Origin of the sequence: Brevundimonas basaltis (assembly GCF_014202075.1) — a bacterium.
GTDB classification, from domain to species: domain Bacteria; phylum Pseudomonadota; class Alphaproteobacteria; order Caulobacterales; family Caulobacteraceae; genus Brevundimonas; species Brevundimonas basaltis.
In genome coordinates this window covers 58,178-83,982 of record NZ_JACHFZ010000006.1, presented here as the reverse complement: position 1 = coordinate 83,982, position 25,805 = coordinate 58,178, and the positions used below count along the sequence as shown (strand labels likewise).

The 25,805-nt window shown below is 68.9% G+C and carries 26 protein-coding genes and 1 tRNA gene; 16 read left to right on the top strand and 11 right to left on the bottom strand.

Features of this window, described 5'->3' with window-relative positions; genetic code table 11:
* Nucleotides 1-38: 38 nt before the first annotated feature.
* On the top strand, nucleotides 39-908 hold the full coding sequence (locus HNQ67_RS12885) for a DUF1206 domain-containing protein (protein WP_246347604.1): 870 nt from the start codon (nucleotides 39-41) through the stop codon (nucleotides 906-908).
* 76 nt (nucleotides 909-984) lie between these two features.
* The gene (locus tag HNQ67_RS12880) at nucleotides 985-2,313 is read left to right on the top strand and encodes a PQQ-dependent sugar dehydrogenase (protein ID WP_183256087.1); all 1,329 of its coding nucleotides are present in this window, start codon (nucleotides 985-987) and stop codon (nucleotides 2,311-2,313) included.
* A gap of 51 nt (nucleotides 2,314-2,364) precedes the next feature.
* On the opposite strand, the gene HNQ67_RS12875 is transcribed toward HNQ67_RS12880, so the two are convergent.
* Nucleotides 2,365-2,916 carry a hypothetical protein gene (locus HNQ67_RS12875; RefSeq protein WP_183256085.1) on the bottom strand — a complete coding sequence of 184 codons (552 nt, stop codon included), beginning with the start codon at nucleotides 2,914-2,916 and terminating at the stop codon, nucleotides 2,365-2,367.
* A 315-nt stretch (nucleotides 2,917-3,231) separates the two neighbouring features.
* On the opposite strand from HNQ67_RS12875, the gene HNQ67_RS12870 reads away from it, so the two are divergent.
* From HNQ67_RS12870 to HNQ67_RS12840, 7 genes are all read left to right on the top strand, one after another.
* Entirely contained in the window at nucleotides 3,232-5,031 is a 1,800-nt protein-coding gene (locus HNQ67_RS12870; RefSeq protein WP_183256083.1) for a long-chain-acyl-CoA synthetase, read from the top strand.
* Nucleotides 5,032-5,107: 76 nt separating this feature from the next.
* Nucleotides 5,108-5,977, top strand: a complete 870-nt coding sequence (motA, locus tag HNQ67_RS12865; protein ID WP_183256081.1) for a flagellar motor stator protein MotA — start codon at nucleotides 5,108-5,110, stop codon at nucleotides 5,975-5,977.
* Between the two features lie 138 nt (nucleotides 5,978-6,115).
* Nucleotides 6,116-6,412 carry a hypothetical protein gene (locus HNQ67_RS12860; RefSeq protein ID WP_183256079.1) on the top strand — a complete coding sequence of 99 codons (297 nt, stop codon included), beginning with the start codon at nucleotides 6,116-6,118 and terminating at the stop codon, nucleotides 6,410-6,412.
* 164 nt (nucleotides 6,413-6,576) lie between these two features.
* Complete coding sequence (locus HNQ67_RS12855) at nucleotides 6,577-6,798, top strand: hypothetical protein (protein WP_183256078.1); 222 nt, start codon at nucleotides 6,577-6,579, stop codon at nucleotides 6,796-6,798.
* A 181-nt stretch (nucleotides 6,799-6,979) separates the two neighbouring features.
* On the top strand, nucleotides 6,980-7,240 hold the full coding sequence (locus tag HNQ67_RS12850; RefSeq protein ID WP_183256075.1) for a hypothetical protein: 261 nt from the start codon (nucleotides 6,980-6,982) through the stop codon (nucleotides 7,238-7,240).
* Between the two features lie 85 nt (nucleotides 7,241-7,325).
* A complete protein-coding gene (mnmC2, locus tag HNQ67_RS12845; protein ID WP_183256073.1) occupies nucleotides 7,326-9,131 on the top strand; it encodes a tRNA (5-methylaminomethyl-2-thiouridine)(34)-methyltransferase MnmC2 in 1,806 nt (601 codons plus the stop codon).
* Nucleotides 9,132-9,170: 39 nt separating this feature from the next.
* Nucleotides 9,171-9,587: a hypothetical protein gene (locus HNQ67_RS12840; protein ID WP_183256071.1), complete on the top strand. Its 417-nt coding sequence runs from the start codon at nucleotides 9,171-9,173 to the stop codon at nucleotides 9,585-9,587.
* A 3-nt stretch (nucleotides 9,588-9,590) separates the two neighbouring features.
* Here the strand turns inward: HNQ67_RS12840 and scpA are convergent, their stop codons facing one another.
* The 6 genes from scpA to cpdR form a co-directional block, all read right to left on the bottom strand.
* Nucleotides 9,591-11,732 (bottom strand): methylmalonyl-CoA mutase, encoded by a 2,142-nt coding sequence (gene scpA / locus HNQ67_RS12835; protein WP_183256069.1) that lies wholly within the window; start codon nucleotides 11,730-11,732, stop codon nucleotides 9,591-9,593.
* The gene (locus HNQ67_RS12830; protein WP_183256067.1) at nucleotides 11,729-13,117 is read right to left on the bottom strand and encodes a methylmalonyl-CoA mutase family protein; all 1,389 of its coding nucleotides are present in this window, start codon (nucleotides 13,115-13,117) and stop codon (nucleotides 11,729-11,731) included. The genes scpA and HNQ67_RS12830 overlap by 4 nt, the downstream gene beginning before the upstream one ends.
* Before the next feature lie 402 nt (nucleotides 13,118-13,519).
* Entirely contained in the window at nucleotides 13,520-13,717 is a 198-nt protein-coding gene (locus HNQ67_RS12825) for a DUF3606 domain-containing protein (RefSeq protein ID WP_183256065.1), read from the bottom strand.
* A gap of 134 nt (nucleotides 13,718-13,851) precedes the next feature.
* Nucleotides 13,852-14,994 carry a DNA cytosine methyltransferase gene (locus HNQ67_RS12820; protein ID WP_183256063.1) on the bottom strand — a complete coding sequence of 381 codons (1,143 nt, stop codon included), beginning with the start codon at nucleotides 14,992-14,994 and terminating at the stop codon, nucleotides 13,852-13,854.
* 59 nt (nucleotides 14,995-15,053) lie between these two features.
* Nucleotides 15,054-15,128 (bottom strand) — tRNA-Val (locus tag HNQ67_RS12815).
* 136 nt (nucleotides 15,129-15,264) lie between these two features.
* Nucleotides 15,265-15,621, bottom strand: coding sequence for a cell cycle two-component system response regulator CpdR (cpdR, locus tag HNQ67_RS12810; protein ID WP_056616494.1), 357 nt, complete (start codon nucleotides 15,619-15,621; stop codon nucleotides 15,265-15,267).
* A 136-nt stretch (nucleotides 15,622-15,757) separates the two neighbouring features.
* Here cpdR and HNQ67_RS12805 point away from each other — a divergent pair, with 136 nt between their 5' ends.
* Nucleotides 15,758-16,633 carry an N-formylglutamate amidohydrolase gene (locus HNQ67_RS12805; protein ID WP_183256061.1) on the top strand — a complete coding sequence of 292 codons (876 nt, stop codon included), beginning with the start codon at nucleotides 15,758-15,760 and terminating at the stop codon, nucleotides 16,631-16,633.
* Nucleotides 16,634-16,867: 234 nt separating this feature from the next.
* Here HNQ67_RS12805 and HNQ67_RS12800 read toward each other — a convergent pair whose 3' ends face one another.
* The gene (locus HNQ67_RS12800; RefSeq protein ID WP_183256059.1) at nucleotides 16,868-17,563 is read right to left on the bottom strand and encodes a DUF599 domain-containing protein; all 696 of its coding nucleotides are present in this window, start codon (nucleotides 17,561-17,563) and stop codon (nucleotides 16,868-16,870) included.
* Nucleotides 17,564-17,698: 135 nt separating this feature from the next.
* Between HNQ67_RS12800 and ppa the strand changes: the two genes are divergently transcribed.
* The gene (gene ppa, locus HNQ67_RS12795; protein ID WP_183256057.1) at nucleotides 17,699-18,262 is read left to right on the top strand and encodes an inorganic diphosphatase; all 564 of its coding nucleotides are present in this window, start codon (nucleotides 17,699-17,701) and stop codon (nucleotides 18,260-18,262) included.
* 21 nt (nucleotides 18,263-18,283) lie between these two features.
* Here the strand turns inward: ppa and HNQ67_RS12790 are convergent, their stop codons facing one another.
* Nucleotides 18,284-19,462 carry an acetyl-CoA C-acetyltransferase gene (locus HNQ67_RS12790; protein WP_183256055.1) on the bottom strand — a complete coding sequence of 393 codons (1,179 nt, stop codon included), beginning with the start codon at nucleotides 19,460-19,462 and terminating at the stop codon, nucleotides 18,284-18,286.
* A 195-nt stretch (nucleotides 19,463-19,657) separates the two neighbouring features.
* On the opposite strand from HNQ67_RS12790, the gene trhA reads away from it, so the two are divergent.
* From trhA to HNQ67_RS12770, 4 genes are all read left to right on the top strand, one after another.
* The gene (trhA, locus tag HNQ67_RS12785) at nucleotides 19,658-20,359 is read left to right on the top strand and encodes a PAQR family membrane homeostasis protein TrhA (RefSeq protein WP_425486350.1); all 702 of its coding nucleotides are present in this window, start codon (nucleotides 19,658-19,660) and stop codon (nucleotides 20,357-20,359) included.
* A gap of 57 nt (nucleotides 20,360-20,416) precedes the next feature.
* A complete protein-coding gene (phaR, locus tag HNQ67_RS12780) occupies nucleotides 20,417-21,013 on the top strand; it encodes a polyhydroxyalkanoate synthesis repressor PhaR (RefSeq protein ID WP_183256050.1) in 597 nt (198 codons plus the stop codon).
* Nucleotide 21,014: 1 nt separating this feature from the next.
* A complete protein-coding gene (locus HNQ67_RS13845) occupies nucleotides 21,015-21,365 on the top strand; it encodes a hypothetical protein (protein ID WP_183256048.1) in 351 nt (116 codons plus the stop codon).
* 232 nt (nucleotides 21,366-21,597) lie between these two features.
* Nucleotides 21,598-21,963 (top strand): VanZ family protein, encoded by a 366-nt coding sequence (locus HNQ67_RS12770; protein WP_183256046.1) that lies wholly within the window; start codon nucleotides 21,598-21,600, stop codon nucleotides 21,961-21,963.
* Here HNQ67_RS12770 and HNQ67_RS12765 read toward each other — a convergent pair.
* Together HNQ67_RS12765 and HNQ67_RS12760 are read right to left on the bottom strand one after the other, a co-directional pair.
* A complete protein-coding gene (locus HNQ67_RS12765; RefSeq protein ID WP_183256044.1) occupies nucleotides 21,942-22,724 on the bottom strand; it encodes a metallophosphoesterase family protein in 783 nt (260 codons plus the stop codon). The genes HNQ67_RS12770 and HNQ67_RS12765 overlap by 22 nt on opposite strands.
* Nucleotides 22,708-23,487: a nucleotidyltransferase family protein gene (locus tag HNQ67_RS12760; RefSeq protein ID WP_183256042.1), complete on the bottom strand. Its 780-nt coding sequence runs from the start codon at nucleotides 23,485-23,487 to the stop codon at nucleotides 22,708-22,710. Before HNQ67_RS12760 ends, HNQ67_RS12765 begins: the two co-directional genes overlap by 17 nt.
* Before the next feature lie 139 nt (nucleotides 23,488-23,626).
* On the opposite strand from HNQ67_RS12760, the gene HNQ67_RS12755 reads away from it, so the two are divergent.
* On the top strand, nucleotides 23,627-25,804 hold the full coding sequence (locus HNQ67_RS12755) for a response regulator (RefSeq protein ID WP_183256040.1): 2,178 nt from the start codon (nucleotides 23,627-23,629) through the stop codon (nucleotides 25,802-25,804).
* Nucleotide 25,805 lies beyond the last annotated feature (1 nt).

Genomic DNA, 25,805 nt, shown 5'->3' with positions numbered 1-25,805 from the left:
TCCCGATGCCAAGCCCCCTCTCCTCTCTCAGACATCGATTGGCCCGCATCGGCGACGCCGGCCGGAAGCGCTCCTCCCTGCTGCGTCGGGTCCCTCCGCTGCAGGACCTGCTCGAGCTGGCGGCCCGCATCGGCTATGGCGCCCGCGGCTTCGTCTATCTGTCCGTTGGTCTTCTGGTCCTGTTCGCGACCCTGGACATGGTGGGGGACGCGGTCGGCGTCAGGGGTGCTCTGGAGTGGCTGTCGCAACAACCGCTGGGGCGGGTCTGGATGCTGCTGGTCGGTCTGGGCCTGGCGGCCTTCGTCGTGTGGAGAATGTTGCAGTCGGTGTTCGACGCCGACCATGAGGGGTTGTCCCTGCACGGGTTGGGGACCCGGTCGGGGCAGCTGTTCAGCGGGCTGAGTTACGCCGCCCTGACCTTCGCCGCCTTCACCCTCTTCGCGGGCCCCCGGGCGCCCGAGGCCTCCGAAGGCGTGACCCGCAGTCAGGAGCGGGCCAGCATGGTGCTCGATCTCCCGTTCGGCCGCTGGCTGCTCATCGCGGTCGGATTGACCATCTTCGGCATCGGCGTCGGCAATGTCGTCAAGGCATGGCGGGAAGACTTCAGTGAATACCTCGACTGTTCAGTCGCGACTTGCCGCCGGGTGACCCCCCTGGCTCGCATCGGCCATGTCGCGCGTGGCCTGGCCTACCTTCCGCTGGCCGGGCTGGTGGTGCTCGCAGGGTGGCGGGCCCGCGCGGCGGAGGTGACCAGCTTCGGGGCGGCGCTGGAGGTGGTTGAACAACGCACTGCCGGCGAGTGGATCGTCGGCCTTATCGCGTTGGGTTTCATCGCTTTCGGGACGTTCTCTTTCATCGAAGCCCGATTCCGGCGCATCCGCCCCCCGCGCGATCTCCGGGTTCGTTGACGCTCAGTCGCCGAATTGGGCCACGGGCTCCACGAAGGCGTATAATGTCTGGTCCGAGCCAACCCCGGAGGGCGCCATGGTCCGCCTGAAGCTCCTCGTCACGTCCACCCTTATGCTGGCCCTTGTCAGCTGCAGCGGCGGCGAGGCCCTCGATCCGCTGGCGGGGTATGGTCCCGATCCCGTGCTGCCGCGGCCCCAACGATCGCTGATCCCGGTCGTCAATGTCGCCGAGGCGGTGGGCTGGCCCGAGGGCCGCATGCCCACGCCCGCGCCCGGGTTCCGGGTCCAGGCCTTCGCGACCGGGCTGGACCATCCCCGCTGGCTCTATCGCCTCCCCAACGGCGATGTTCTCGTGGCGGAATCCAACGCGCCGCCCAAACCGGAGGATAGGAGGGGCGGATTGCGAGACTTCTTCCAGGGCCTGTTCATGAAGAAGGCCGGGGCCGGAGTCCCCAGCGCCGACCGCATCACCCTGCTGCGCGACGCCGACGGCGATGGCGTGGCCGAGACGAAGACCGCCTTCCTTGAGGACCTGTTTTCGCCGTTCGGCATGGCGCTGGTCGGCGACACCCTCTACGTCGCCAACGCCGACGCCATTGTCGCCGTCCCCTACCAGACCGGCCAGACCTCGATCACAGCCCCGCCGCGCAGGGTCGCCGAACTGCCTGCCGGCCGGAACCATCACTGGACCAAGAGTCTGGTCGCCAGCGCGGACGGATCACGGCTCTACGTAGGCGTCGGGTCCAATTCCAACATTGGCGAGAACGGAATGGACGAAGAGGTCGATCGCGCCGCCGTGCTCGAGATCGATCCCGCGACCGGCGCCCGACGCCTCTACGCGTCCGGACTGCGCAACCCCGTCGGCATGGCGTGGCAACCGGACAGCGGCCAACTCTGGGTCGCTGTCAATGAGCGCGATGAGCTCGGCAACGACCTGGTGCCAGACTACATGACGTCTGTGACGCCCGGGGGCCACTACGGCTGGCCATGGAGTTACTACGGCCAGACCGTCGACGAACGGGTCGAGCCCGCCAATCCGGACATGGTCGCCCGGGCCCGGAAGCCGGACTACGCCCTCGGCGCCCACACCGCGTCTCTGGGGCTGACGTTCGGCGAGGGAGACCTGTTCCCCGCCCGTTACCGCGGTGGCGCCTTCATCGGCCAGCACGGCTCGTGGAACCGGAATCCGCGCAACGGCTATCGCGTCCTGTTCGTGCCCTTCTCCGAGGGCATCCCGGCGGGCGGGCCCGAGGACATCCTGACAGGCTTCCTCAATGAGCGGGACCAGGCCATGGGACGGCCGGTCGGGGTTGAGTTCGACGCGCGCGGGGCCCTGTTGGTGGCGGACGACGTCGGCAACGTGATCTGGCGCGTGTCGCCGGCTTCGCTCCCCCGGCAGCCATGAAAAGACCCCGGCGGATCGCTCCGCCGGGGCTGTCATCGGATCGCACCGGTATCAGGACTGGGGCTGGATGATGATCACCGGCGGGGGCGTCGGGGCCGGAGTCGCGGGCGCGGTCGTCGGCGGGGTCGTGTTCAGGCTCGAGGTGTAGGGCTGCGGACCGGCGGGTTCGGCGGGCGCCTCGCGTGTCGCCGGAGCCGGAGCAGCGCGGCGGGCCGGAGTCGCCGCGGCGCGGCGAACGGGCGTCGGCGCGGGCGCGGCGCGCACAGCGGGAGTCGGGGCCGCCTCGATCGGCGTGCCGGCCGGGGTCTCGACCGGCGCGATCTCGTTGACCAGCGGTTGGGTCGGCAACACGGGTCCGGTGGCGGCCGGCTCGACCAGCGGAACCGGGGCGACTTCTTCGCTCTCGCCCATCACCAGCGCGACTGCGGCGCCGCCGAGGACCAGCACCCCGATCGGGGCGAGGATCATCCACGACTTCACGCCGCCCTTGCGGCCCCGGACGGAGCGGGTGCGGGCGTAGACGGGGATGTAGGGCTCCTCGTGCGCAGCCTCGGAGAGGGCGCCGTTCGGAATAGATCTATCATGGGGGTAGGTAATGGTCATGCTGATTGCTCCATTTCGGTGGAAGCAAAACCATTTTGCAAGATCGCGGTTCCACTAACCACGCTACGCCCCCAAGAAACACTGTTGTGAACACAGTTTCGCCTGCTGTGGTACTGTTTTGTGGCGCGGATATACTTTCGCAATATATCGAGAGCCTGACGTCACGTAACCGGCGCTTCGGCGCCACGCTCGCGGACAAACCGCCATGAGTCGGCCCGCAACGCCTCTCAGGATTCCCCCGCCGGTTGACCGGGCCCCACGGCTTGTTCATCACCTTCGGGTAGGGCGGTTTTTTGCGACGGAGTGGATGGAACGATGGGGCTGTTGGCGAACATCCGGCGCGACATACGGTTCGCGAAGGGGCTGCGCCGACTGCTCAAGCGCATCAAGCCGATCGATCTCGACGGCGTCGATCTGGTTTGTGACGACTGGGAAGAAGCCGTCGACAAATTTCCCGACCACGTCGCGATTCAGGACGACCGGCTGACGCTGACGTTTCGAGAACTCGACGCCATGGCCAACCGGTTTGGCCACTGGGCCCAGAGCCGGCGGCTGAAGCGGGGCGACACCATCGCCCTGGTGATGCTGAACCGGGCGGAATACCTTGCGGCCTGGCTCGGGTTCTCAAAAGTCGGGGTCGCCACCGCCCTGATCAACACCAACCTGACCGGCCACGCCCTCGCCCACTGCCTGTCGATCTCCAACGCATCCCAGGTGGTCACCGACACCGACTGCTGGCGCCGGGTCGAGGAGGCGCGTCCGCACGCCGGCCGCAACCTGATGCTCTGGGTCCTTGGTCTCGCCGACGCCGACGAGGCCGACGAGCGCCGCGGCCTCGACAAGCCGGTCCGCGGCGGCTCCTCGGTGCGCCCGGCACGGTCGGTGCGATCGGGCCTTACCAACCGCGACACCGCCCTGTACATCTACACTTCGGGGACCACCGGCCTGCCCAAGGCGGCCAAGGTCACCCACGCCCGGGCCCGCACCTATATGCGCGCCTTCGCCGGAGCCACCGCCGCCACGGACAAAGACATCACTTTCAACGTCCTGCCGCTGTATCATTCGACCGGCGGCCTCGTCGGCATCGGCCCCGCCCTTCTGAACGGCGGCAAGCTGGTGCTGCGCAAACGCTTCTCGGCCTCGAGTTTCTGGCCGGACGTGAAGAGTTCGGGCGCGACGCTGTTTGTCTACATCGGCGAACTGTGCCGCTACCTGGTCAACTGCCCCGAGAACCCGGATGAACGGGCCCACAAGCTGCGCCTGGCATTCGGCAACGGCCTGCGCCCGGATGTCTGGAATGACTTCCAGAAGCGGTTCGCGGTGCCGGATATCCTCGAATTCTACGGCTCGACGGAAGGCAATGTCTCGCTGTTCAATTTCGACGGCAAGCCGGGGGCGATCGGGCGCGCGCCGGGCTTCCTGAAAAAACAGATCAATTTCCGCCTGGTGCGGTTCGACATCGATACCGAGGAACCGGTGCGCGGCCCCGACGGCCTGTGCCAACTGGCCAGGGCGGGCGAGGTCGGCGAAGCCATCGGCCGCATCGGTGACGATACCCGCCACGCCTTCTCCGGCTATGCCGACAAGGCGGCGTCGGAGAAGAAAATCCTGCGCGACGTGTTCGTGCGCGGGGACCGCTGGTTCCGGACCGGCGACCTGATGAAGCAGGACAGCGAGGGCTACGCCTATTTCATCGACCGGATCGGCGACACCTTCCGCTGGAAGGGCGAGAACGTGTCGACCGCCGAGGTCGAGCAGCGGCTGGCCGACGCGCCGGGCGTGAAGGAGGTGATCGCCTACGGCGTCCCGGTGCCGGGCCACGACGGCAAGGCCGGCATGGTCGCCCTGGTCATCGACGGCAAGTTCGGGGCCCGCGTCTTCGCCGACTGGGCTGAGCAGGAGTTGCCGGCCTATGCCCAGCCGGCGTTCGTGCGCATCATCAAGGCCGCGGATACGACCGGCACCTTCAAGTACCGCAAGATGGACCTCGTGGCCGACGGGTTCGATCCGGCGAAGGTCGATGGACCGCTCTACGTCCGCGGCGGCCGCAGCGGCTACACGAAAATGAGCGAGGCGGCGCTCGCGGCGATCCTGAACGGCGAGACGCGACTGTAACCGCCGGTCGCAACCGCCCCTTAATCATTAACGGCGATGGTCGGCCTCCCACACGTTCAGGACGGCCCGACCTTTCATGTTCCAGATCATCGGCATCGTCCTCCTGTTCGGCATGGTGTTCGGCGGCTACACCATCGCCGGCGGCAAGATGGGCGTGATCCTGCACTCCCTGCCCTACGAGATGATGATGATCGGCGGCGCGGCGATCGCCGCGCTCGTCATGTCCAACTCACCTGCGACCCTGAAGGGGCTGGTGGGCAGCTTTGGCCGGATGTTCGGCGGCAACAAATGGAAGAAGCAGGACTACAAGGACCTGCTCAGCCTGCTGTTCCAACTAACCAAGACTATGAAATCGAAGGGCGTCATCGCCCTCGAGAGCCATATCGAGAAGCCGGCCGAGAGCACCATCTTCCAGAAATATCCCAAGGTGCTGAAGGATCACTTCGCCACCGACTTCATCTGCGACACCCTGCGGATGATGACCATGAACCTCGAGGACCCGCACCAGATCGAGGACGTCATGGAAAAGCAACTGGAGAAGCATCATCACGAGGCTCTCGGACCCGCCCACGCGCTGCAGAACATGGCGGACGCCCTCCCGGCCCTCGGCATCGTCGCGGCCGTGCTGGGCGTGATCAAGACCATGGCGGCCATCACCGAACCCCCCGAGATTCTGGGCGGCATGATCGGCGGCGCCCTGGTCGGAACCTTTCTCGGCGTCTTCCTGGCCTACGGTCTGGTCGGACCCCTGGCGGCGCGCCTCAAGGACGTCACGGACGGTGACGCTTCCTACTACAAGATCATCCAGTCGGTTCTGGTCGCCCACCTGCACGGCAATGCGGCGCAGATCTCGGTCGAAATCGGCCGCGGCGACATCCCGTCTTCCGCCCAGCCCTCCTTCCTCGAGATGGAAGAATCGCTACAAGGCGCGCCCGCCGACGCCTGACCCCGAAGACACGGCCCCATCACGGCGTATCACCGGGGATAACGCGACCGGGAACAGCCGGCGGCCTCACTGGTTTCCTTCGGACCGATCGTGGGAGCGGGCGGCTTCTTCGCCCGGGCGATCATTCGGAGACCCGCCATGAAGCTCATAATCCTCACCACGGCTGCCCTGGGCGCGCTGGCGCTGGCCGCTTGCGCCCCCGCCGCGGACGAAACAGCGGACGACGCGGCCGCGACGGGCGCCGAAACCTCGGCCGCCGCGCCCGCAACGGAGGGAACCATGGCGCCATCGGACGGGATGGGCGCCACGCCCGAGGGCGTCGCGCCGGCCAATCCCGACAACGGTCACATCCCGCCTGCAAAGACCCCGCCCACCCTGCCACCCGAGCCCAACGGCTCGACCTCGCCGGCGACCTCTTCCCCGCCGCCGATGTAGGGGATTCGGGTTGGAACGGGGCTGCACGACAGCCCCCGTCGCTCATCCGATGACGGGTGTTCACGAACCCGTGAGAATTCGCTTGCGTATCCGCTCACGAAGTCGTTATCTCGGGACTGCGAGGATTCATGCCCTCGTATGACCCTTCTGAAGGAAGAAACACTATGCGCATCACCGCCCTGATCGCCGCTTCGGCCGCCGCCCTCGCCCTGGCCGCCTGCCAGCCCGCCGAGACCACCGAAGAAGCCCCGGCCGCCGAAGCCACCGTCGAAGCCCCGGCTGCTGACGCCGCCATGGCCCCGGCCGCCGACGCCACCGCCGAAGCCCCGGCCGCCGACGCCGCTGTGGCCCCGGCTGAAGCCCCGGCCACGGAAGCCGCTCACTAAGCGTGACGGATTGACGAACCTTCGGGTTCGTTCGGAAAGGGTCGCCCTCTCGGGCGGCCCTTTTTCGTTGCGTGAGGGGCTGACCCCAACCCCTTTCGGCAAATTCACTTGCGGCCCCGCCGCCGGCGTCGGTATCTCGGGTTCCGGGACACTGTCGTCCGACCGAACGAAGGATATCCCCATGCGCATCGCTGCCCTGATCGCCGCCTCGGCCGCCGCCCTGACGCTCGCCGCCTGCGGCGACAAGTCCGAAGACACCGCCCCCGACGCTGCGTCCGAAGCCGCAGAAGCTTCCGGCGTGGCCGATCCCGCCGCGGTCGACGCGACCCTCGAGCAGACCGCCGCGGACGCCAAGGCGGCCGCCGAAGCCGCCGAGGCCTCGGCCGCCGCCCAGACCACCGAGCCCGCGACCGCGCCGACCACGCCCGTCGAGGGTCACTGACCCCGGACGAAACAAACAAGCCGTCGGGGCCGTCCTGCGGGGCGGCCCCTTTTCGTTGGACAGCATTCAGGGCAAGGCCTGAGCGATGACTGACCGCTCGCCCCGGCTGATCTGGACCGAGGACGGCGCCCCGCGATCCGGCCGGTTCGACGATGTCTATTTCTCGCGCGAGGACGGTCTGGCCGAAAGCCGGGCGGTATTCCTCAACGGCTGCGGTCTGCCGGAGGCGTGGCGCGGTCGCGCCCGCTTCACCGTCGCCGAGTTGGGCTTCGGCAGCGGACTGAACATCGCCGTCCTGCTGGATCTGTGGCGGCGCGAGGCCCCCCCGGGGGGGTGGTTGCATATCTTTTCGGTCGAAGGGTTCCCACTGGCCCGCGACGAGGCCGCCCGGGCCCTCGGAACCTGGCCGGAACTGACCGAACCCGCGCACGCCCTGCTGGACGCCTGGCCTGCGGCGGCGTCCGGTTTCCACCGCCTCGACCTGCCGGCTTTCAACGCCACGCTCGACCTCGCCGTATGCGAGGCGGCCCAGGCCCTGGCGCAATGGTCCGGACGCGCCGACGCCTGGTTCCTCGACGGCTTCGCCCCGGCGGCCAATCCGGGGATGTGGTCGGACGCGGTGCTGGATGGCGTCGCCGCCCGATCGGCGCCGGGGGCGCGGGTCGCCACCTTCACCGTCGCGGGGGCGGTGCGGCGCGGGCTGGCGGCGCGCGGCTTCGTGGTGGAGAAGCGCCCCGGTCACGGCCGCAAGCGCGAGCGGCTGGAAGCGCATCTCCCCGGCAAGCCTGAACCATCGACGTCTCCCGCTGTCGCCATCATCGGCGCGGGCATTGCGGGCGCTGCCCTAGCCAAAGCCTTCACGGCCCTCGGCCTGACCTGCACCGTGATCGAGGAGACAGCGGCCGGGGAGGGCGGCTCGGGCTTTCCATCGGCCCTGGTCACGCCGCGGCTGGACGCAGGAGATGTCGGCATCGCGGCCCTGCACGCCCAGGCGTTGTCCCGGGCCCGCGCTCTTTACGCCGCCGTTCCGGGCGCGATCATCGCCGATGGCGTTCTGCAACTCGAGCAGACGCCGCGCGACGCCGGGCGCTTCGCCAAGGTGGCGGCGCAGGACCTCTGGCCGGAGGGCGCGATGACGCCGCTGGACGCCGCCGGCTGCACGGCGCGGCTGGGCGAGGCGGTCGACACCGGGGGCCTGCTCATGGCGGACGCCATGGCGCTGAACCCGGCCGCGGTGCTCCAGACCTGGCTCGGCGGGGCGGACCTCGTCACCGCGCGGGTCGACCGCATCGAGCCGACGGCGGGGGGGTGGCGGCTGCTCGATGCGGCCGGCGGCGACATCCTCGAAACGGAGGTCGTTGTCGCAGCCAGCGGTTGGGGCGCGGCGGCGCTGCAGCCGACCCTGCCCCTGGCGCCGGTGCGGGGACAGGCCGAGTGGATGGTCGGGGTCACCAGCCCCGCCGCGGCGTGGGGGGGCTACGCCGCTCCGACGGAGAACGGCCTGCTGTTCGGGGCCACGCACGAGCGGGGCGAGACGGCGGTCGACGTCACGGAAAACGCCAGCGCACGCAACCTGGACACTCTGGGCGCTCGCCTCCCGGGGTTGGCGGCGCGCGTCGCGGCAGCGGGGGGCATTCGCAGCCGGGCCGCCATTCGCGCCACCACCCCGGACCGCCTCCCGTTGGCTGGACGACTGGCCCCGGGGCTGTTCGCCCTGACAGGACTCGGCTCGCGCGGCTTCTGCGTGGCGCCGCTGCTGGCTGAACATGTCGCGGCGCTGGCGACCGGGACGCCATCGCCGCTTCCCGCGCCTCTGGCGGCACGCGTCGCACCGGGGCGGTTCCCGGGACGCGGCCCCCTTGCGCAACCTTCGCAGGAAGCAGACGGTTAACATCGGACGGGGCCGCAATCAGAGATCCGGAGACCGAACATGACCCGCTTGTTGACCTACCCCGCCGTCACCGCGGCTGTCGCCCTGACCGCCTCGTGCGCGCCGAACGGAGGCATGGGGATGCCCGCCGCCGCCGGTCCGGAACACCAGTGCTTCTACGGCGACCAGGTGCGCAATTTCCGGGCCGGAGGCGTCGGCCAGCTCTACATCCGGTCCATCCGCAACCAGGTTTTCGAACTGAACTCGTCGGGCGGCTGCACGGATCTGGATTTCACCCACCGGCTGGCGATCACGCCGGACGTCGGCGGACTGGCCGGCGGCCGCATCTGCACCGGCGACTGGGCGCGGATCACCCTGCCCGCCTCCTCCGCCCCGGTCAGAAGCTGCCGCGCGCGCGTCAGCCGCGTGTTGACCGAGGCAGAGATCGCCGCCCTGCCGGACGCCCACCGTCCCTGATACTCAGGCCTTCTGGGCGTAGCCGAGGCGCCGGTTGAGCTTGTCGATCAGGTCGATGGCGGTGTCGGCGATGACCGAGCCGGGCGGGTAGACCGCGGCCGCCCCCATGTCGATCAGGGTCTGGACGTCTGACGGCGGAATGACCCCTCCGACCACGATCATGATGTCGGGCCGGCCCAGCTTCTCCAGTTCGGCCTTCAGCTCAGGCACCAGGGTCAGATGGCCGGCGGCCAGCGACGACGCTCCAACGGCGTGGACGCCGCGCTCGACCGCCTCCTTCGCCGCCTCGGCCGGGGTCTGGAACAATGCGCCGGCGGTCGCCTCGAAGCCGAGGTCGCCATAGGCGGTGGCGATGACCTTCTGGCCGCGGTCGTGGCCGTCCTGACCCAGTTTGGCGATCAGCACGCGCGGCGGGCCGCCGTCATTCTCGACGAAGGCGGCGACCATGCCGCGGGCGCGGGCGATCTTCGGGTCATCGCCGGCCTCCCGGGCGTATACACCGGACACGGTCTTCACCGAGGCGGCATGGCGACCGAAGGCGGCTTCCAGAGCGTCGGAAATCTCGCCGACCGTCGCGTAGGCACGGGCCGCCTCGACAGAAAGCTGCAGCAGGTTGGCGTTGCCCTTCGCACCCGCCGTCAGGGCGTCCAGCGCAGCCTGCGTCTTCGCCTCGTCGCGCTCGGCCCGAAGCCGCTTCAACTTGTCGATCTGGGTCGCCAGCACGGCGGCGTTGTCGACCTTGAGCACCGGAATGTCGTCGACGTGGTCGGCGAGGTATTTGTTCACCCCCACCACGGTCTGCTGGCCGGTGTCGATCCGGGCCTGGGTCTTCGCCGCCGATTCCTCGATGCGCAGCTTGGGCAGCCCGGCCTCAATGGCCTTGGCCATGCCGCCCAAAGCCTCGACCTCGGCCATGTGGACGCGCGCCTTTTCGGCCAGTTCGTGGGTCAGGCGTTCGACGTAGAAGCTGCCGCCCCACGGGTCGATGACCCGGGTCAGGCCGGTCTCCATCTGCAGCAGTAGCTGGGTGTTGCGGGCGATGCGGGCCGAGAAATCGGTCGGCAGGGCGAGGGCCTCGTCGAGGCTGTTGGTGTGCAGGCTCTGGGTCTGCCCCCCCGCGGCGGCCATAGCCTCGACCATGGTCCGGCTGACGTTGTTGAACACGTCCTGGGCCGCCAGCGACCAGCCGGAGGTCTGGCAATGGGCGCGCAGCGACAGCGATTTCGGATTGGTCGCGCCGAATTTCGACACCGCCTCGGCCCAAAGCAGGCGACCGGCGCGCAGCTTGGCCACCTCCATGAAATAGTTCATGCCGATGGCCCAGAAGAAGCTGAGCCGGGGCGCGAACCGGTCGATCGGCATGCCGGCCGCGACGCCCGCTTTCATGTATTCGACGCCGTCGGCGAGGGTGTAGGCCAGCTCGAGGTCGGCCGAGGCCCCGGCCTCCTGCATGTGATAGCCGCTGATCGAAATCGAGTTGAATTTCGGCGCGTGTTCGGCGGTCCAGGCGAAGATGTCCGAGATGATCCGCATGCTCGGCTCGGGCGGGTAGATGTAGGTGTTGCGGACCATGAACTCCTTGAGGATGTCGTTCTGGATGGTCCCGGTCAGGTCCTTGTGGGCGACCCCCTGCTCCTCGGCCGCGACGATGTAGAGCGCCAGCACCGGCAGAACCGCGCCGTTCATGGTCATCGACACCGACATCTGGTCCAGCGGGATGCCGTCGAACAGGGTGCGCATGTCGTAGATGCTGTCGATGGCCACACCGGCCATGCCGACATCGCCCTTCACCCGCGGGTGGTCGCTGTCATAGCCCCGGTGCGTCGCCAGATCGAAGGCGATCGACAGGCCCTTCTGACCGGCGGCGAGGTTGCGGCGATAGAAGGCGTTGGACTCCGTCGCCGTCGAGAAGCCGGCGTACTGACGGATCGTCCACGGATTGGAGGCGTACATGGTCGGATAAGGGCCGCGATGATAGGGCGCGATGCCCGGCAGGCCATGGATGAAGTCGAGGCCCTCGATCGCCGGAGCGCCGTAGGACGCAGCGATAGTCAGGCCTTCGGGGGTCTTCCAGGCCTCGCGGTCGGGGCCGGCGCCGGTTGGCGACAGGTCGAGGTCGAGTTTGGAGAAGTCGGGAGCGCTCATCGTCCGGCCTCCTTCGCTTCGAAGGGCGCGGCGAGGCGGATGGGGGTCAGAGGCACGCAGGCGTCGCCGCCGCCCTCCGGTACGATCGAAGCCTCGGGTTCGACCGGGGCCGGACGGGGATCGGCGTCGACGAATTTCGTTACGCCCACCATCTGCGCCGCGCCGTTGGACAGCGCCGCCTCGAGCGACTGCCGGGCGCGGGCCACCCGCGGCTGGATCACATGGCCGCGCAGAGCCTCGACGATCCCGCCCTCGGCCTCGATCATCTGGAATTCGGCCCAGCCGGCCTCGGCCAGCTCTCGGGTGCGCTGGTCGAGGAACCACGACCCCGCCGCCGGATCGTCGACCCGGCCGATGTGGGCCTCTTCCATCAACACCAGCTGGGTGTTGCGCGCCTGACGCCGGGCGAAGGCGTCGGGACGGCCGTTGGAGCGGGAAAAGGCATCCACCACCACCGCATCGGCGCCGCCGACCGCTCCGGCGAACCCGGCGGCCGTCAGCCTGAGCAGATTGGGCCACGGGTCGCGCGCGGACAGCATCCGCCGCGACGAGCGCGCCTCGATGACGGCGGGCGTTTCGGCGCCGAAGGCGCGGCTGAGCGAACGCCAGATCAGGCGCAGGGCGCGGACCTTGGCGAGGCTGTCGAAATACGCCTGGTCGACGGCGACGCCGAGCACGGTTCCCTTCAACGCCTGCTCCGCTGTCATGCCCGCATCGATGGCGGCCTTGACCAGCGCCACGGCGTTGGCGGCGGCGAAGGCCAGTTCCTGGCCGATCGAGCCCCCGGCCTCGTGCACGACGCGTCCGCCGGCGAGGAAAAAGCTCGCCTCGGGATAGGCGCCGGCGTGCCGGGCGGCGGTGTTGGCGGCCAGCACCAGATGCTCTTCCATCGAGCGCCGCGCCTCCCCGGTCTCGGCGAAGGCCGAGACCGGATCCATGTGGAACATCAGCCGGGCGCGCGGCGAGCCCTTGCCGGCCACCGCGAGCGCATTGGCCGCCTCCGGGCCGTCCAGCCCGGCCTCGAGGCCGACCGCCGCCAGTTCCAGCGCCACCCCGTCCAGCGCCGCCGACAGCGGCTCGGAATCGGCCAGGACGGTGCCCCTCAGCACTACCGAGGCGGCGCCGCCCTCGAGATCAGCGAGAAGCGCCGTATTGACGGCCGCCGGGTCATCACCCTCGACGAGGGTGCGCAGGTCCCAGGCCCGGCCGTCGGCGTCGGACGGCCGCGGCGCGAACAACGGCTGCACGCCGGTCGCCGCCCCATACAGCGGCCGCACCGCCAGGTCGTCAGCATCCAGGTGCACGAGGCTCTCGATAGGCCGGTCCTTCAGGCCCTTCTCGGCGAGCGCCTTCCAGTCGGCGGGGGAGGGAGTCGGAAAAGTCATGGGCCTCCAATGCCCGCGCCAGCGCCTCGGGTCCAGATGAGGCGCGCCCGACATAGTGCCCTTGGAAGAGTTGCGGTGGGATTCGGCGCCCGACATCCCGGCGAACCTCAGCGGGGCGCGCCGATGATTGGCGTCGGGGCAGGGGGAGCGGGACGGAGCCAGCCGTTGCCGCGGCGGGGTGGGACCGGCGGACCAGCGCGGTCCGGCCCCGGTGTCAGGCGTCGCGCCCGGTTTTTACACTATTCGCCGCGTCGTCGCCGGAGCCGGCGCCCGGTCCGCCGGCCGAGGGGGGCCGCGCAGTTTTCTGTCGCGGCGGGGCGCCCGCCTCCCCGACCCTGTGCTGGCCCAACCCTGCATTGTCATGGACCGATCGGCCCTGGTCGATTCCATTGCGCGTGCTCATCAGCGACGACCTCCAAGCTCGCGTTGCAGCGCGCGAAAATCGGTTCCGACGCGCGCCACCGCCAGCCGGGCCGCCTCGGGGGTGACGGCGAAGGTTCGGGCCAATTGCTGCACTTGGTCGTCTGCGACCGGCGCGGCTGACAGGTCGGGGGCGAATGCCGGCGCCTGGGGGACGTCGGCTCCGGACAGGGTTTCCATGGTCGTCTCTCCTCGCAATGTATGATGGGACAACCGCCACGGCCGCCTTTGGGTCCCGCATCGCCGCAGGCGACCTACTATCAAGCCGGGGCGGCCGAGCCCCCGGCATGGGTCGCGATCACGACGGCCGGGCCTCAGGCGGCCTCACGCGACACCGTCGGCGCCGCCGCCAGCGGCTGGAACAGGTGCCTGGCCAGATGGCGCACCACCGGAACCGCGACCCCGTCGCCCGTCAGGTGATAGGCGTCGCTGTAGTTGCGGGGCAGGACATAGGTTTCCGGCAGACCCATCAACCGCGCCGTCTCGCGCGCCGAGACCAGCCGCGACCGGACGCGGGGACCGTCTACAACAAGGATGATCTGGCGGCTTGACCCTCCGGCCGGAGTGCGCAGACAGCCGGCCACGTCGTCAAACCGCACTTCGGCGCGCTGGACCTTCTCTCCGTGCTCGACCCGTGTGCGGCGATAGACCCCGCCGACCATGCGGCGCCCCGCGCGGCGGGCCGCCTCGACCTTCGCGGCGTTAACCGGCGACATCAGGTCCAGCAGTCGTTTCGTCTCGGCCTGGTTGTGCCAACCGACGCTGTCGGGCTCATCCTCGATCAGGTCGGCGAAGGTCGCGGTCCGGCGCGGCGGCGTGGGCAGGTTCCACCACAGCAGCCGGTCCCGAACGGCTTCGGGCAGCGTCGCCGCCGCCCGCCGTATCGCCCGCGTGTGAAACGGTTCGACCGGTTCCGGAGACAGCAGTTCCGGCGCGACGTCGACCCCGTCAGCCACCCCGATCACGAACAGGCGCGGCCGGCTCTGTGGTACGAACAGGTCCGCGTTGATCACGAGGGCCCCATAGCGATAGCCGGCATCGGCGAAGGTCCGGCAGATGGTCTCGAAATCACGCCCGCCGCGCGAGGTCAGGGTCCCGCAGACATTCTCGACCGCCACCAGCCGGGGCCCCCGGCCCTGTTCGATCAGGCCGCGGATGACGCCCCAGAAGGCGTGGAAGGCGCCGGACCGCTCGCCGCCAAGACCCGCCCCGGCCCCCGCCAGCGACAGGTCCTGACAAGGGAAGCTGCCCCAGACCAGATCCGGTTCGCCCGGCAGGTCGGCCGCGTCGATCCGGCGAATGTCGCCGACCGTCAGTTCGCCGCCCGCGCCCCAGTTGGCCTGGTAGGAGAAGCCCTTGCGGACGTCGAAATCATTGGCGAACAGGCAGGTCCAGCCGTCACCCAGCCCCGCCCGGACCATGCCGCCGCCGGCGAAGAATTCATGGAAACTGGGCAAGGTCGTCCCCGAATCGACGGCGGCCCGAAGGCGATGCGCCAGAGTCTAGGGGAGGAAGATGGTGGACGCGACAGGGATTGAACCTGTGACCCCTTCGATGTCAACGAAGTGCTCTCCCGCTGAGCTACGCGTCCGCCGAGACGGCCCCGGGTCACCCCGGGGGCAGGAAGGCGCGGTCTATAACCCGGCCCCTTCGCTTTTCGCAAGGCCCAAAACCAACACCGCGCTCAAGCAGCGAGCGACCGCGTCGCGAGCGTTAGCGTTCTTGTGTCAGGCCGCGACCATCCGCTCGACCTCGCCGACCAGATCGCGCAGGTGGACGGGCTTGGACAGCACCTTGGCCTGCGGGCTGGCCTGGGCGGCCGACAGGGCCACGGCGGCGAAGCCGGTGATGAACATGATGCGGATGCCGGGCTGGCGGGCGGCGGCGACGCGGGCCACCTCGATGCCGTCGGCCCCGGGCATGACGATGTCGGTCAGCAGCAGGTCCCACGGGCCCTGATCGAGGGCGTCGATGGCGTCGTCGCCATTTTCGCAGTCGACCACTGAATGGCCGGCCCGCTCGAGCGCGCGGGTCAGGAACCCGCGCAGCGAATGATCGTCCTCGGCCAGAAGAATGCGCGCCATGAAGTGTCAGCCCCGTCTTGTTGGGTCGACGCTACGACGCGATCGGTAAACCCGCCATGAAAATCCCCGGTATGGCGAGACGTCGGGCGCCCGCGAAGCTGTGGATCGATCGGCGAAACAGGCTATGGATTCGACCATGGCGGACAGTCTTGAACAGGGCGTGGTCGAGGTAGACGAGGCGCCCTTCATCCTGCGTGCCCCCGCGACACCCGGTCCGTTCGTGTTCGCCTCGCCCCATTCGGGCGACATCTATCCCGGCGACATGGGAACGGCGGCCGGCCTGGGTCGGGCCAGCCTGCGCAGCGCCGAGGACGCTCTCGTCGACCGGCTGATCGCGCCGGGACAGGCCCGCGGCGCGACCCTGCTGTTGGGCCTAATGGGCCGCGCCTGGGTCGATCTGAACCGCGACCCGGACGACCTCGATCCGGTGCTGATCGAGGGTCTGGATGGCCGGACGGCCTCGCCCCGCGCCGCGGCCGGCTACGGCGTCATCCCCCGCCTGACCGGTGACGGTCGGCCGCTCTACGGCCGCCGTCTGGGCGCGGACGAGGCCGCGGCCCGGATCGCCCGGGTCCATGCGCCCTACCACGCCGCCCTGGACGGGCTGATGCGGGCGGCCCACGCGCGGCACGGCGCGGCGTTTCTGGTCGATTGGCATTCGATGCCGGCGCGGGCGACGCAGGGCGTCGGCGGGGCGCGCGGCCCGGACGTGGTGCTGGGCGACCGGCACGGTGCGTCCTGCACGGCGGATCTGACCCGGCAGCTGCGGCGCGCGTTCGAGGCTCTGGGCTGGCGGGTGGCGCTGAACCAGCCCTATTCCGGCGGCTGGACGACCCAACGCTGGGGCCGGCCGGATGACGGCTTCCATGCCGTTCAGATCGAGCTGAACCGGGCCCTCTATCTCGACGAGACGACGATGGAGCCGGGCGTGGGTTGGTCGCGCTGCGCCGCCGGGGTGGCGCGGGTTATCGAAGCCCTGCTGGTCGATCCGCCTGTAGTCGCCGGGGCATAAAAAAAGCCGCGCCCGAAGGCGCGGCATAAAAGTCTTTAGGGAGGAAACGCCCAGAAAGGGCATGACGCCGCGAGGACGTCGAAGATCAAGTTAGTGTGCGCTGCACAATGCGTCAACTGCCTGGTTCGCACCTGCGTTCACGCAATGTAACGGCAATCTTCGTCCCTATCTCATGGTCGTAACCGTTTCCAGCGGTCAGATCGTGCCCGGGGCCTACGCGACTGCGAAGCGGCTTCACCGCTCCGGCAGATGCGGTTCCAGCAGACGGCGGGCGTTGCGCACCGCCCGCGCCGCCGGAGACCCGGCCTGCCGCCACACCAGCAGGCAGAAGGCCGCCGCCACGCCCAGCGCGAGCCACAACGGTCCGAACAGCCAGGCCGCCGCCGCGAGGGCGAAATAATAGCCACGAACGCCCTGGCTGAAGGCGCTGAGAGCCGGATTGAGCAGGTTGCCGGCCGCCTCGCCCAGCGCCACCCGGTCCGCCTCCGTGTGCAGTTCCGGGGCTGCGCCGATCAGGGCGAGGGCGTAGTTCATCTGACGGATCGACCAGATGAAATCGAGCAGGCCGCGCGCGAGACAGACCAGCACCAGCGCCAGCTTGGCTTCCAGCAGCAGGGTCGGAGCCGCCTCGCCGATCGAAGCGACGCCCTGCAGAGCTTGGTCGCCGCCGAACAGGACACTGCCCACCGCCGCGATCAACAACAGGTTGGTCGAGGCGAAAAAGCCGCCGGAGTTAATCGAATGTCCTAGCAGTTGGCTGTCCACGAGGCGGATCTCGCGATGCGCCATCGCCGTCATCCAGACCCGTCGCACCACCAGCATGTCGTCGTTCAGCGAGCCGCTGCGCCGCGCCAGCAGGGCCAGCAACGGCCCGTAGCCCAGCCAGCACATGAAGAAAAAAGCCAGCGCCAGGCCGTCGTAAATCGTCATCACCGTTCCTTCCCGACCGATGAAGCGGGCGCGGCCCGCGGAACCGTCCGGGACACGAGCGCCTTGCTTCGGGCAAGTTGCGCGCCTATCACGCCCGCCTCCCCGTTGCCGCACTGCACCATAGACGAGTCCGTCATGAACATCGACGCCATTCCCGCCGGTCCGAACCCGCCTTGGGACGTCAACGTCGTCATCGAGATCCCGCAGGGCGGCCTGCCGGTGAAGTATGAGATGGACAAGGCCTCCGGCGCGCTGTTCGTCGACCGCTTCCTGCACACCGCCATGTACTATCCGGGCAACTATGGCTTCATCCCGCACACCCTGTCGGACGACGGCGACCCCTGCGACGTGATTGTGCTGAACCCGACGCCGGTGGTGCCCGGCTGCATCATTCGTTCGCGCCCGATCGGCGTGCTCAAGATGGAAGACGAGGCGGGCGGCGACGAGAAGATCCTCGCCGTGCCGGTCGACAAGCTGAACCCCTACTACACCGACATCGCCAGCTACCGGCAGCTACCCGCCATCCTCGTGGAGCAGATCGAGCACTTCTTCACCCGTTACAAGGATCTGGAGAAGGGCAAGTCGGTCACGGTCAAGGGCTGGGGCGACGCCGGCGAGGCCGCCGAACTGATCGCCGCCGGCATGCGCGCGCATCAGGAAAAGCTGAAATCCGCCGGCAAGGCCGCCAACGCCGCCTGAGGCTGTCAGAGGCGGCCCGTGTCAGGGCCGTTCGACGCACATCGCCACGCCCATGCCGCCGCCGATGCACAGGGTGGCGAGGCCCTTCTTCGCGCCCGACCGCTTCATCTCGTGCAGCAGGGTGGTCAGGATGCGCGCGCCCGAGGCCCCGATCGGATGGCCGATGGCGATGGCGCCGCCGTTGACATTGACCTTGTCCGGATCGAGCCCAAGCTCCTGCAGCACACAAAGCGACTGGGCCGCGAACGCCTCGTTGGACTCGACCAGATCGAGGTCGGCGACGGTCCAGCCGGCCTTCTCCAGCGCCTTCCTCGAGGCCGGGATCGGACCTGTGCCCATGATCGCCGGATCGACGCCCGCCGTGGCCGAGGACACGATCCGGGCCAGAGGCTCCAGCCCGCGCGCCTTCGCGTCGTCGGCGCTCATCAACACAAGGGCGGCGGCGCCGTCATTCAGGCCCGAGGCGTTGGCCGCCGTGACCGATCCGTCTTTCGAAAACGCCGGGCGCAGCGTCTCCATCGCCTGCAGCGTCGCGCCGTGGCGAATGTACTCGTCCTTGTCGACGACGACGTCGCCCTTCTTCGAGGCGATGGTCACCGGGGCGATCTCGGCGTCGAACCGCCCCGCCTTCTGGGCCGCCTCGGCCTTGTTCTGGCTGGCCATCGCGAAGGCGTCCTGATCGGCGCGGCCGATGTCGAATCGGTCGGCGATGTTCTCGGCCGTCTGGCCCATGTGGTAGCCGTTGAAGGCGTCCCACAGCCCGTCGCGGATCATCGTGTCGACGAGCGCCACATCGCCCATCTTGTGGCCGGTCCGCAGATGCTGGGCGTGCGGCGCCTGGCTCATGCTTTCCTGCCCGCCGGCGACGACGATGCGGGCGTCTCCCAGCGCGATCTGCTGGGCGGCGATGGCCACGGCGCGCAGACCCGAGCCGCAGATCTGGTTCAGACTCCAGGCCGGGACCTCCTTCGGAATTCCGGCGGCCATGGCGGCCTGCCGCGCCGGTCCCTGCCCCGCCGCCGCCTGCAGCACATGCCCGAGGATGACTTCGTCGACATCGGCCGCCTCGACCCCCGCCCGCTCCAGCGCGGCGCGGATGGCGACCTCGCCCAGCTTCGACGCGGGCAGGGACGACAGGGCGCCGAGAAAGGACCCGACCGGCGTGCGCGCCGCGGAGACGATGACTACTTCAACTGACATTTGACTGACCTCGGGGAAGCGGCCCCGCGAAGGGGGAGGCGTTAGGCCGCGGGAAAGAATTCGTGCCGTTTCTGCCGCATCCCGAAGCTTTCGTCACCCTCGGCCCCATCGTTCAGCGAATGGTCATGGCCCTTCGCGCACAGTCGCGGGAACGAAAAACGGAGCGAAAGGCTTGATGGGGCCATGCTCATGCGGATGAAGAAAATTCTCAGCCGGGTCTGCGTCCCCGACGAACTCGACATGATCGAGCATTACCGGACGCCGGCCGAAAGGACAGCCGACCTCGTGGTCCATGTTGTCGGCCTGACCCTCGCTGCGGTTGGCGGGGTTGTCCTCGCCGTCCTGGCGGCGCTCTATTCCGGCGTCGGCGCCGTCGTCGCCACGGCCGCTTACGCCCTGTGCCTGATCGTCATGCTGACGGTTTCGACCATCTACAACCAGACCCGGCCGTGCGCCGCTCGCCCCATCCTGCGCCGGATGGACGAGGCCGCCATCTTTCTGATGATCGCTGGCAGCTACACCCCGTTCACCACCCAGCGCTTCGAGGGCGGCTGGGCGCTGGGCTTCACCCTGTTGGTCTGGGCCATCGCGCTCGGCGGCGTGTTCGTCAAACTGATCGCCCCGCGCATCTCCGACGCGTTCTGGAGCGCGGTCTATATCGGTTTCGGCTGGCTGGCGGTTGTGGCGCTGAAGCCGATGATCGACACGGTTCATCCAATCGCCCTGGCCCTGCTCGTCATCGGGGGCCTGATCTACACCGCCGGGGTCTTCGTCTTCATCAGCCCCAAGGTGAAATTTCGCCGCGCCATATGGCACGGCTTCGTCGTCACCGGCGCGATGACCCACTGGGCGGCTGTGCTGGTCGGCGTGGTGCTGGCCCCCGCCGCACTCGGCTAGACATTCCAGTGCGCAGCGCAGCATAGTGCGGCGGTGCAACAGGAACGGGGACCGCGCGTGGCCGACAGGAAGTCCGGAGCCGGCGACACCGTCGTCATCAAGAAATACGCCAACCGGCGGCTCTACAACACAGCCACATCCGCCTATGTCACGCTTGAGGACCTGGCCCGCATGGTGCGCGAGGGCGTCGACTTCGTGGTCTATGACGCCAAGACCAACGACGACCTGACCCGACAGATCCTGACCCAGATCATCTTCGAGGAAGAAAGCCGCGGCGAGGCCCTGTTGCCGGTCCAGTTTCTGCGCCAGCTGATCGGCTTTTATGGCGGCCAGATGCAGGGTGTGCTGCCCTCCTATCTTGAGATGTCGCTCGACGCCTTCACCCGCCAGCAGGAGCAGATGCGCGGCCAGTTCTCGAAGGCCTTCGGCGCCGCGCCCGGGGCCGGCCTGCTGGACGAGGCCGTCAAGCGCAACATGGCCATGTTCGCCGAGGCCATGAAGATATGGCCCGGTTTCAACGCGGCCGGCGCCGGCCGTCCCGCCGCCGCCCCGCCGCCGGAACAGGCCGCTGCCGATCCGCTGGACGAAATGCGCCGCCAGATGGACCAGATGCGCGCCCAGCTGGACAGCCTGTCCGGAAAGAAGGGCGGCTGACGTGACCGACGAGATCCGCCCCGTCGACCCGGTGCGGCGCCGCGACGATCGCCGCGAACGGGACCGCCGCGCCGCAGAGCGCCGGGCCGCGTCGGCGTCCCGCAATCTCGTGCCGGTCGACGTCCCCGCCGAACCTGCCGAGCCCCCGGCAAGACCTGCCCCCGCCCCGACGTCCGACGCCTCGGCCGCCACCTTCGCCGCCCAGATGATGGGACAGACGGGCCAGCGGCGCGGCCTCAAGGGCGGGCCGCCTGTCCTGGACGCGGCCCGCTCGACTTACCTTGGAAACGCCTATTCGGGCTCGGCTGAACGGCGGCCCAAGCCCGGCAAGGCCAGCGATACGGACGCCTGAGTCTCCGGCACGGTCCTTGCTGATGGAAGGCTCAAACGCCGCCTTCCGGGACCGCCGCCATGCTGACCTTCCTCGCCCGCACCGTCGACGTCACCGTCGTCGCCCTGATCTTCGTCGCCTTTAGCTGACCTTGCGCTCCCGGACCTCAAGAGTGGAAGCCCGCCGTGACGGAAGCTTGGGTTGTTGGGCGGGCTGATATACAGCGAGCATCTCTCCTGCAGATACGGCCCGCATGACCTTTGTTCTCCGCCTCGCGGCGGTCGCCATACTGCTGGTGTCTCTGACCCTGATGATCGGTCCCTTCGGGGGCGTCGAGGCGGCCAGCGGGATCTGGGATAAGGCCGCCCATTTCATTGTTTTCGGCCTGATCTTGTGGAGCTTCGGCGTCCTGATCCGCCGTATGCCCCGCCTGTGGGCGGCGGCGGCGGCCATCGGCCTCGGCGCGGCCGTCGAATTGGTTCAGGGGCTGGTCGGCCGCGACGCCAGTTGGGGCGATCTCCTGGCGGACGTCTTGGGGGTTGGGTTCGCCCTGCTCCTGTGGGCGATCTGGCGCCGCTTCGAGCCCCGGACGGCGTTTCAGACCTCGAATACCCGGTAGGGCTTATCCCCCAGTGTCTTCAGCACTGGCAGAGCCACGTTGTAGACCGGCACGCCCTTATTGGTGCGGCCCTCGGGGGCGCCGCGATGGGCGTGGCCGTGCACCACCAGGCTGATATTGTCGTAGCGGTCGATCGTCTCGCCCAGCCGCGACGAGCCGAGAAAGGCGTGGATTTCCGGCGGCTCGCCCATCACCGTATCCACCACCGGGGAATAGTGCAGCAGCACCACCGACCGTTCAGTCCTCAGCATGCGGATTGAGTTCTCGATGTGGTTGGCGTCGTCCACCGCCTCCTGCACGAACGACTTGATCGAAGCCTCGCCGAACGGGCTCAGCATGTAGCGGCCAAAGCCGCCGATGAAGCCCTTGCCGCCGGCGAACCCGACCCCGTCAATCTCATAGGCCTGCCCGGTGAGCATCTTCACGCCGGCCTCGCACAGCATCTCCGTGACCTCGTCGGGCCGACCGCATTCGTGCTCATGATTGCCCAGCACTCCGACCATCGGGATTTTGCAGCCCTGCAGGTCCTCGAGAAGGACCTCGACCTCCCGGGTCTTGCCGAAATTGACCAGATCGCCGCACAGACACAGCACGTCGGCGTCCTCGTGCACCCGGTCGAACAGTTCGCGATGCGGCCGTTCGTGGTTCTCTCCGACATGCAGATCGCCGACCGCGGCCACGCGCAGCTTCTTCGACGGACCCGCCCCGAGTCCAGGCTGCGGCGTCTGTGGATCAGGATGGGCGTCAATGCGTGGCTTCATGGCGCTCCTCCAGTCCCTTGCCGACGATGTCCCCGAAGCCCCATTCGGTGATGTCGGCGATATAGTCGCGCGGGCTGAACAACCGCCCGCGACAGACCTTCACCCGCGGCGCCGGCAGGTCGACCTGGGCCCGCAACCGCCCGGTCAGTTCGGTCATCAGCCAGCGCGGCACCCGGTCCCGTTCGGTCGGATAGGCGAAGCGGAAATTGAGCAGGTGGGCCATCAGCACCTCCCAGTAGAGATCCATCTGGCCGAGCAGGAATTTCCAGTCGATCGCCTCCGACTGCTTCAGGATCACATGGTTCACATCGGCACCGTCGTAGCGGTAGCGGTCCTGGATAAAGACCTTGGACAGGATCAGGGCCGTCGGCGGGGTGATGCCGACCTCGTGGCCGTAGACCTCGATCGTGTCCTCGCCGAACCAGCTGTCGCTGACCGCGATGGTGCCGTTCGACATGGCGAAGATGACGTCGAAGAAGTGAGTCTCGTCCTTCCACACCTTGGCGATCCAGCGTTCGTCCTCGACGTCGGTGCGGAAGCCCCGCGCCTGGAAGAAGGCGAGGATGCGCGGATAGTCCCCGGGCTTGCAGAACACGTCGAGGTCCTTGGTCGGACGCCGGATGCCCGTATAGGCCGTCACCGCATAGGTGCCGGACAGCAGGAAGGGGATGCCGCTCTCCTTCAGCAGGCCCAACGCCTCCTCGTAGAAGGCGACGGCCGCCTCGGGCGGATGAAAGCTGGGGTCGGTGACGGTGTCTGACATGGTCTCCTGACCCACGCGGCGAGGGAATGGAAACGGTCGCGGTTGGACGGGGGTTCCTTCGTGGAATGTGCGCCATGCATCTGATTTGTTTACGGGTTGGCCTTACCGATGATGGTTCAGAGTGACCGGAGGGGTCTTCTTGCAAGGTCGTTGGCGTCTGTTCAGGCATGACGCGGGTCGGGTCGCCGGCCCGCCCGCCCTGGCCTATGTCGTCCTCTACGCCGCGGCCCTCGCTGTCGGCTACTGGGCCATGGCCCGGTTCGGCGCAGCCACCATCTGGCTGGCCAATGGCGTTGCGACGGCGGCCCTGCTGCAGCTGCATCGGCGCCCCGCCCTCGCGGTACTGGGCGCCTGCGCCGCGCTGGACATGCTGGTGAACGGCATGCGCGCCGTTCCCGGCTTCTATCTGATCGCCAATGTCGTGCTCAATCTCGGCATGGCTTTTGCCGCCGCCGTGCTGGCCCGGCGGGTCTGCGGCGCCGCGCTCGATCTGCGCCGGCCCGGACGCCTGGCCCGTTTCGCCCTGCTGGCCGTGTTACCGGCCACAGTGACTGCGGGCCTCGCGACCACGGCTCTGCTGGCACTGATCGGCCCCTCCAGGTCGTTGGCGATCTGGCTGTTCGAACTGCAAAACTACATCGCCATAGAGGTGCTGGGCCTGCTCCTGGTCACGCCCATCCTGCTGCTGCTGGCCCGCCGCCATCGCTTCGCCGGATCGGCGCGGGCGTCAAACGCCGAGGGCGTAGGTCTGATCGCCCTGACCCTGGCGGTGACCGGCGCGGTGTTCTGGCAGAATCAGACGCCGCTGATGTTCCTCGTGTTCCTGCCGATGACCCTGATCAGCCTGCGCCTGTCGCCGGTCTGGTCGGCCGCCGCCCTCATCGGCGTCGCTGTGCTCAGCGGCGCGGCCACCCTGATGGGCCATGGCCCGGTCCATCTGACCCGGCTAGCCGAGCTGCCCGGCCTCGAGAGCATTCCCGCGATGGTGCGCAGCCTGGGCGTCTACAATCTCTTCCTGCTGGCCATGGTCATCACCGTCCTGCCGATCAGCACGGTGATGACCGAGCGGCGACGCCTCGAGGCCTGCCTCCGCGCCCGCACCGCCGCCGCCCAGGAAGCACGCCGCGTCGCCGAGGACGCCGCCTGCGCCCGCGCGCGGTTCCTCGCCATGATGAGCCACGAGATGCGGACCCCGCTGAACGGCGTCGCGGGCTTCGCCGACCTGCTGGCCAACCGGTCCGACCTGGACGCCGAGGCCGTGCGCCAGGCGCGCCAGATCCGCGAGTCGAGCGACGGTCTGCTGATGCTCGTCGAGGATATTCTCGACTTCGCCCGCGGTGAACATGCCGTGTCGCCCGAGCCGCTTGAGATCGCCGCTATCGTCCGCGACGCGATGGTGCCCAGCCGCGCCGCTGCAGACGCCCGGGGGTTGGTCCTGACCATCGACGACCGCCTGCCCGCCCGGTCGCGCTTCAATTGTGACGGCCGCGCCCTGCGTCAGACCCTGCACCCGCTGATCGCCAATGCGGTCAAGTTCACCACCGAGGGCGGCGTCGACGTTCGCCTCGACCGCGCCGGCGAGGGGGTGGTCATTCGCGTCTCCGACACCGGCTGCGGCATCGCACCCGACCACCATGCCGAACTGTTCGAGGCCTTCTCCCAGGCGGACGCCTCGACCAGCCGATTGCACGCCGGCGTGGGCCTCGGCCTGGCGCTGGCGGCCCGCCACGTCCGCCGCCTCGGCGGCCGCATCGAGGTCGAAAGCCGTCCCGGCGAGGGCTCGACCTTCACCCTTCACCTGCCGCTGACCCGGGCTGCGGATGCGGCGACGGAGTCCCCGACGTCGGCCCAGCCAGCTTATGCCGACGGCGCCGATCCTGCCGCCGGCGCGGGGTCGGACGCGCCGTCCCGTCCGCCCCGCGTGTTGGTCGTCGACGATCATCCGGTCAACCGCGAGGTCGCACGCATCATGGTCCGGGCTTTCGGTTGCGAGGTGGTCGAGGCCTGCGACGGGCAGGAGGCGGTGGACGCCGCCGCCGCCCATGAACTCGACCTTGTGCTGATGGACGTCCGCATGCCGCGCATGGATGGGCTTGAGGCCACGCGCCGCATTCGCGCCCTGCCCGACGCCCACGGCGCCGTGCCTGTGGTGGCCATGACCGCCGACGCCATGCCCGAGGACGTCATCCGCTGCCTCGGCGCCGGCATGAACGCCCACCTGCCCAAGCCGGTCAGCCAGGCGTCGCTGTTCGCTATCGTCTCACGCGCCCTCGCGGGGGATTTGCCGGCTGCAAGCGAGGTCGAAGCCGCGGCCTGAG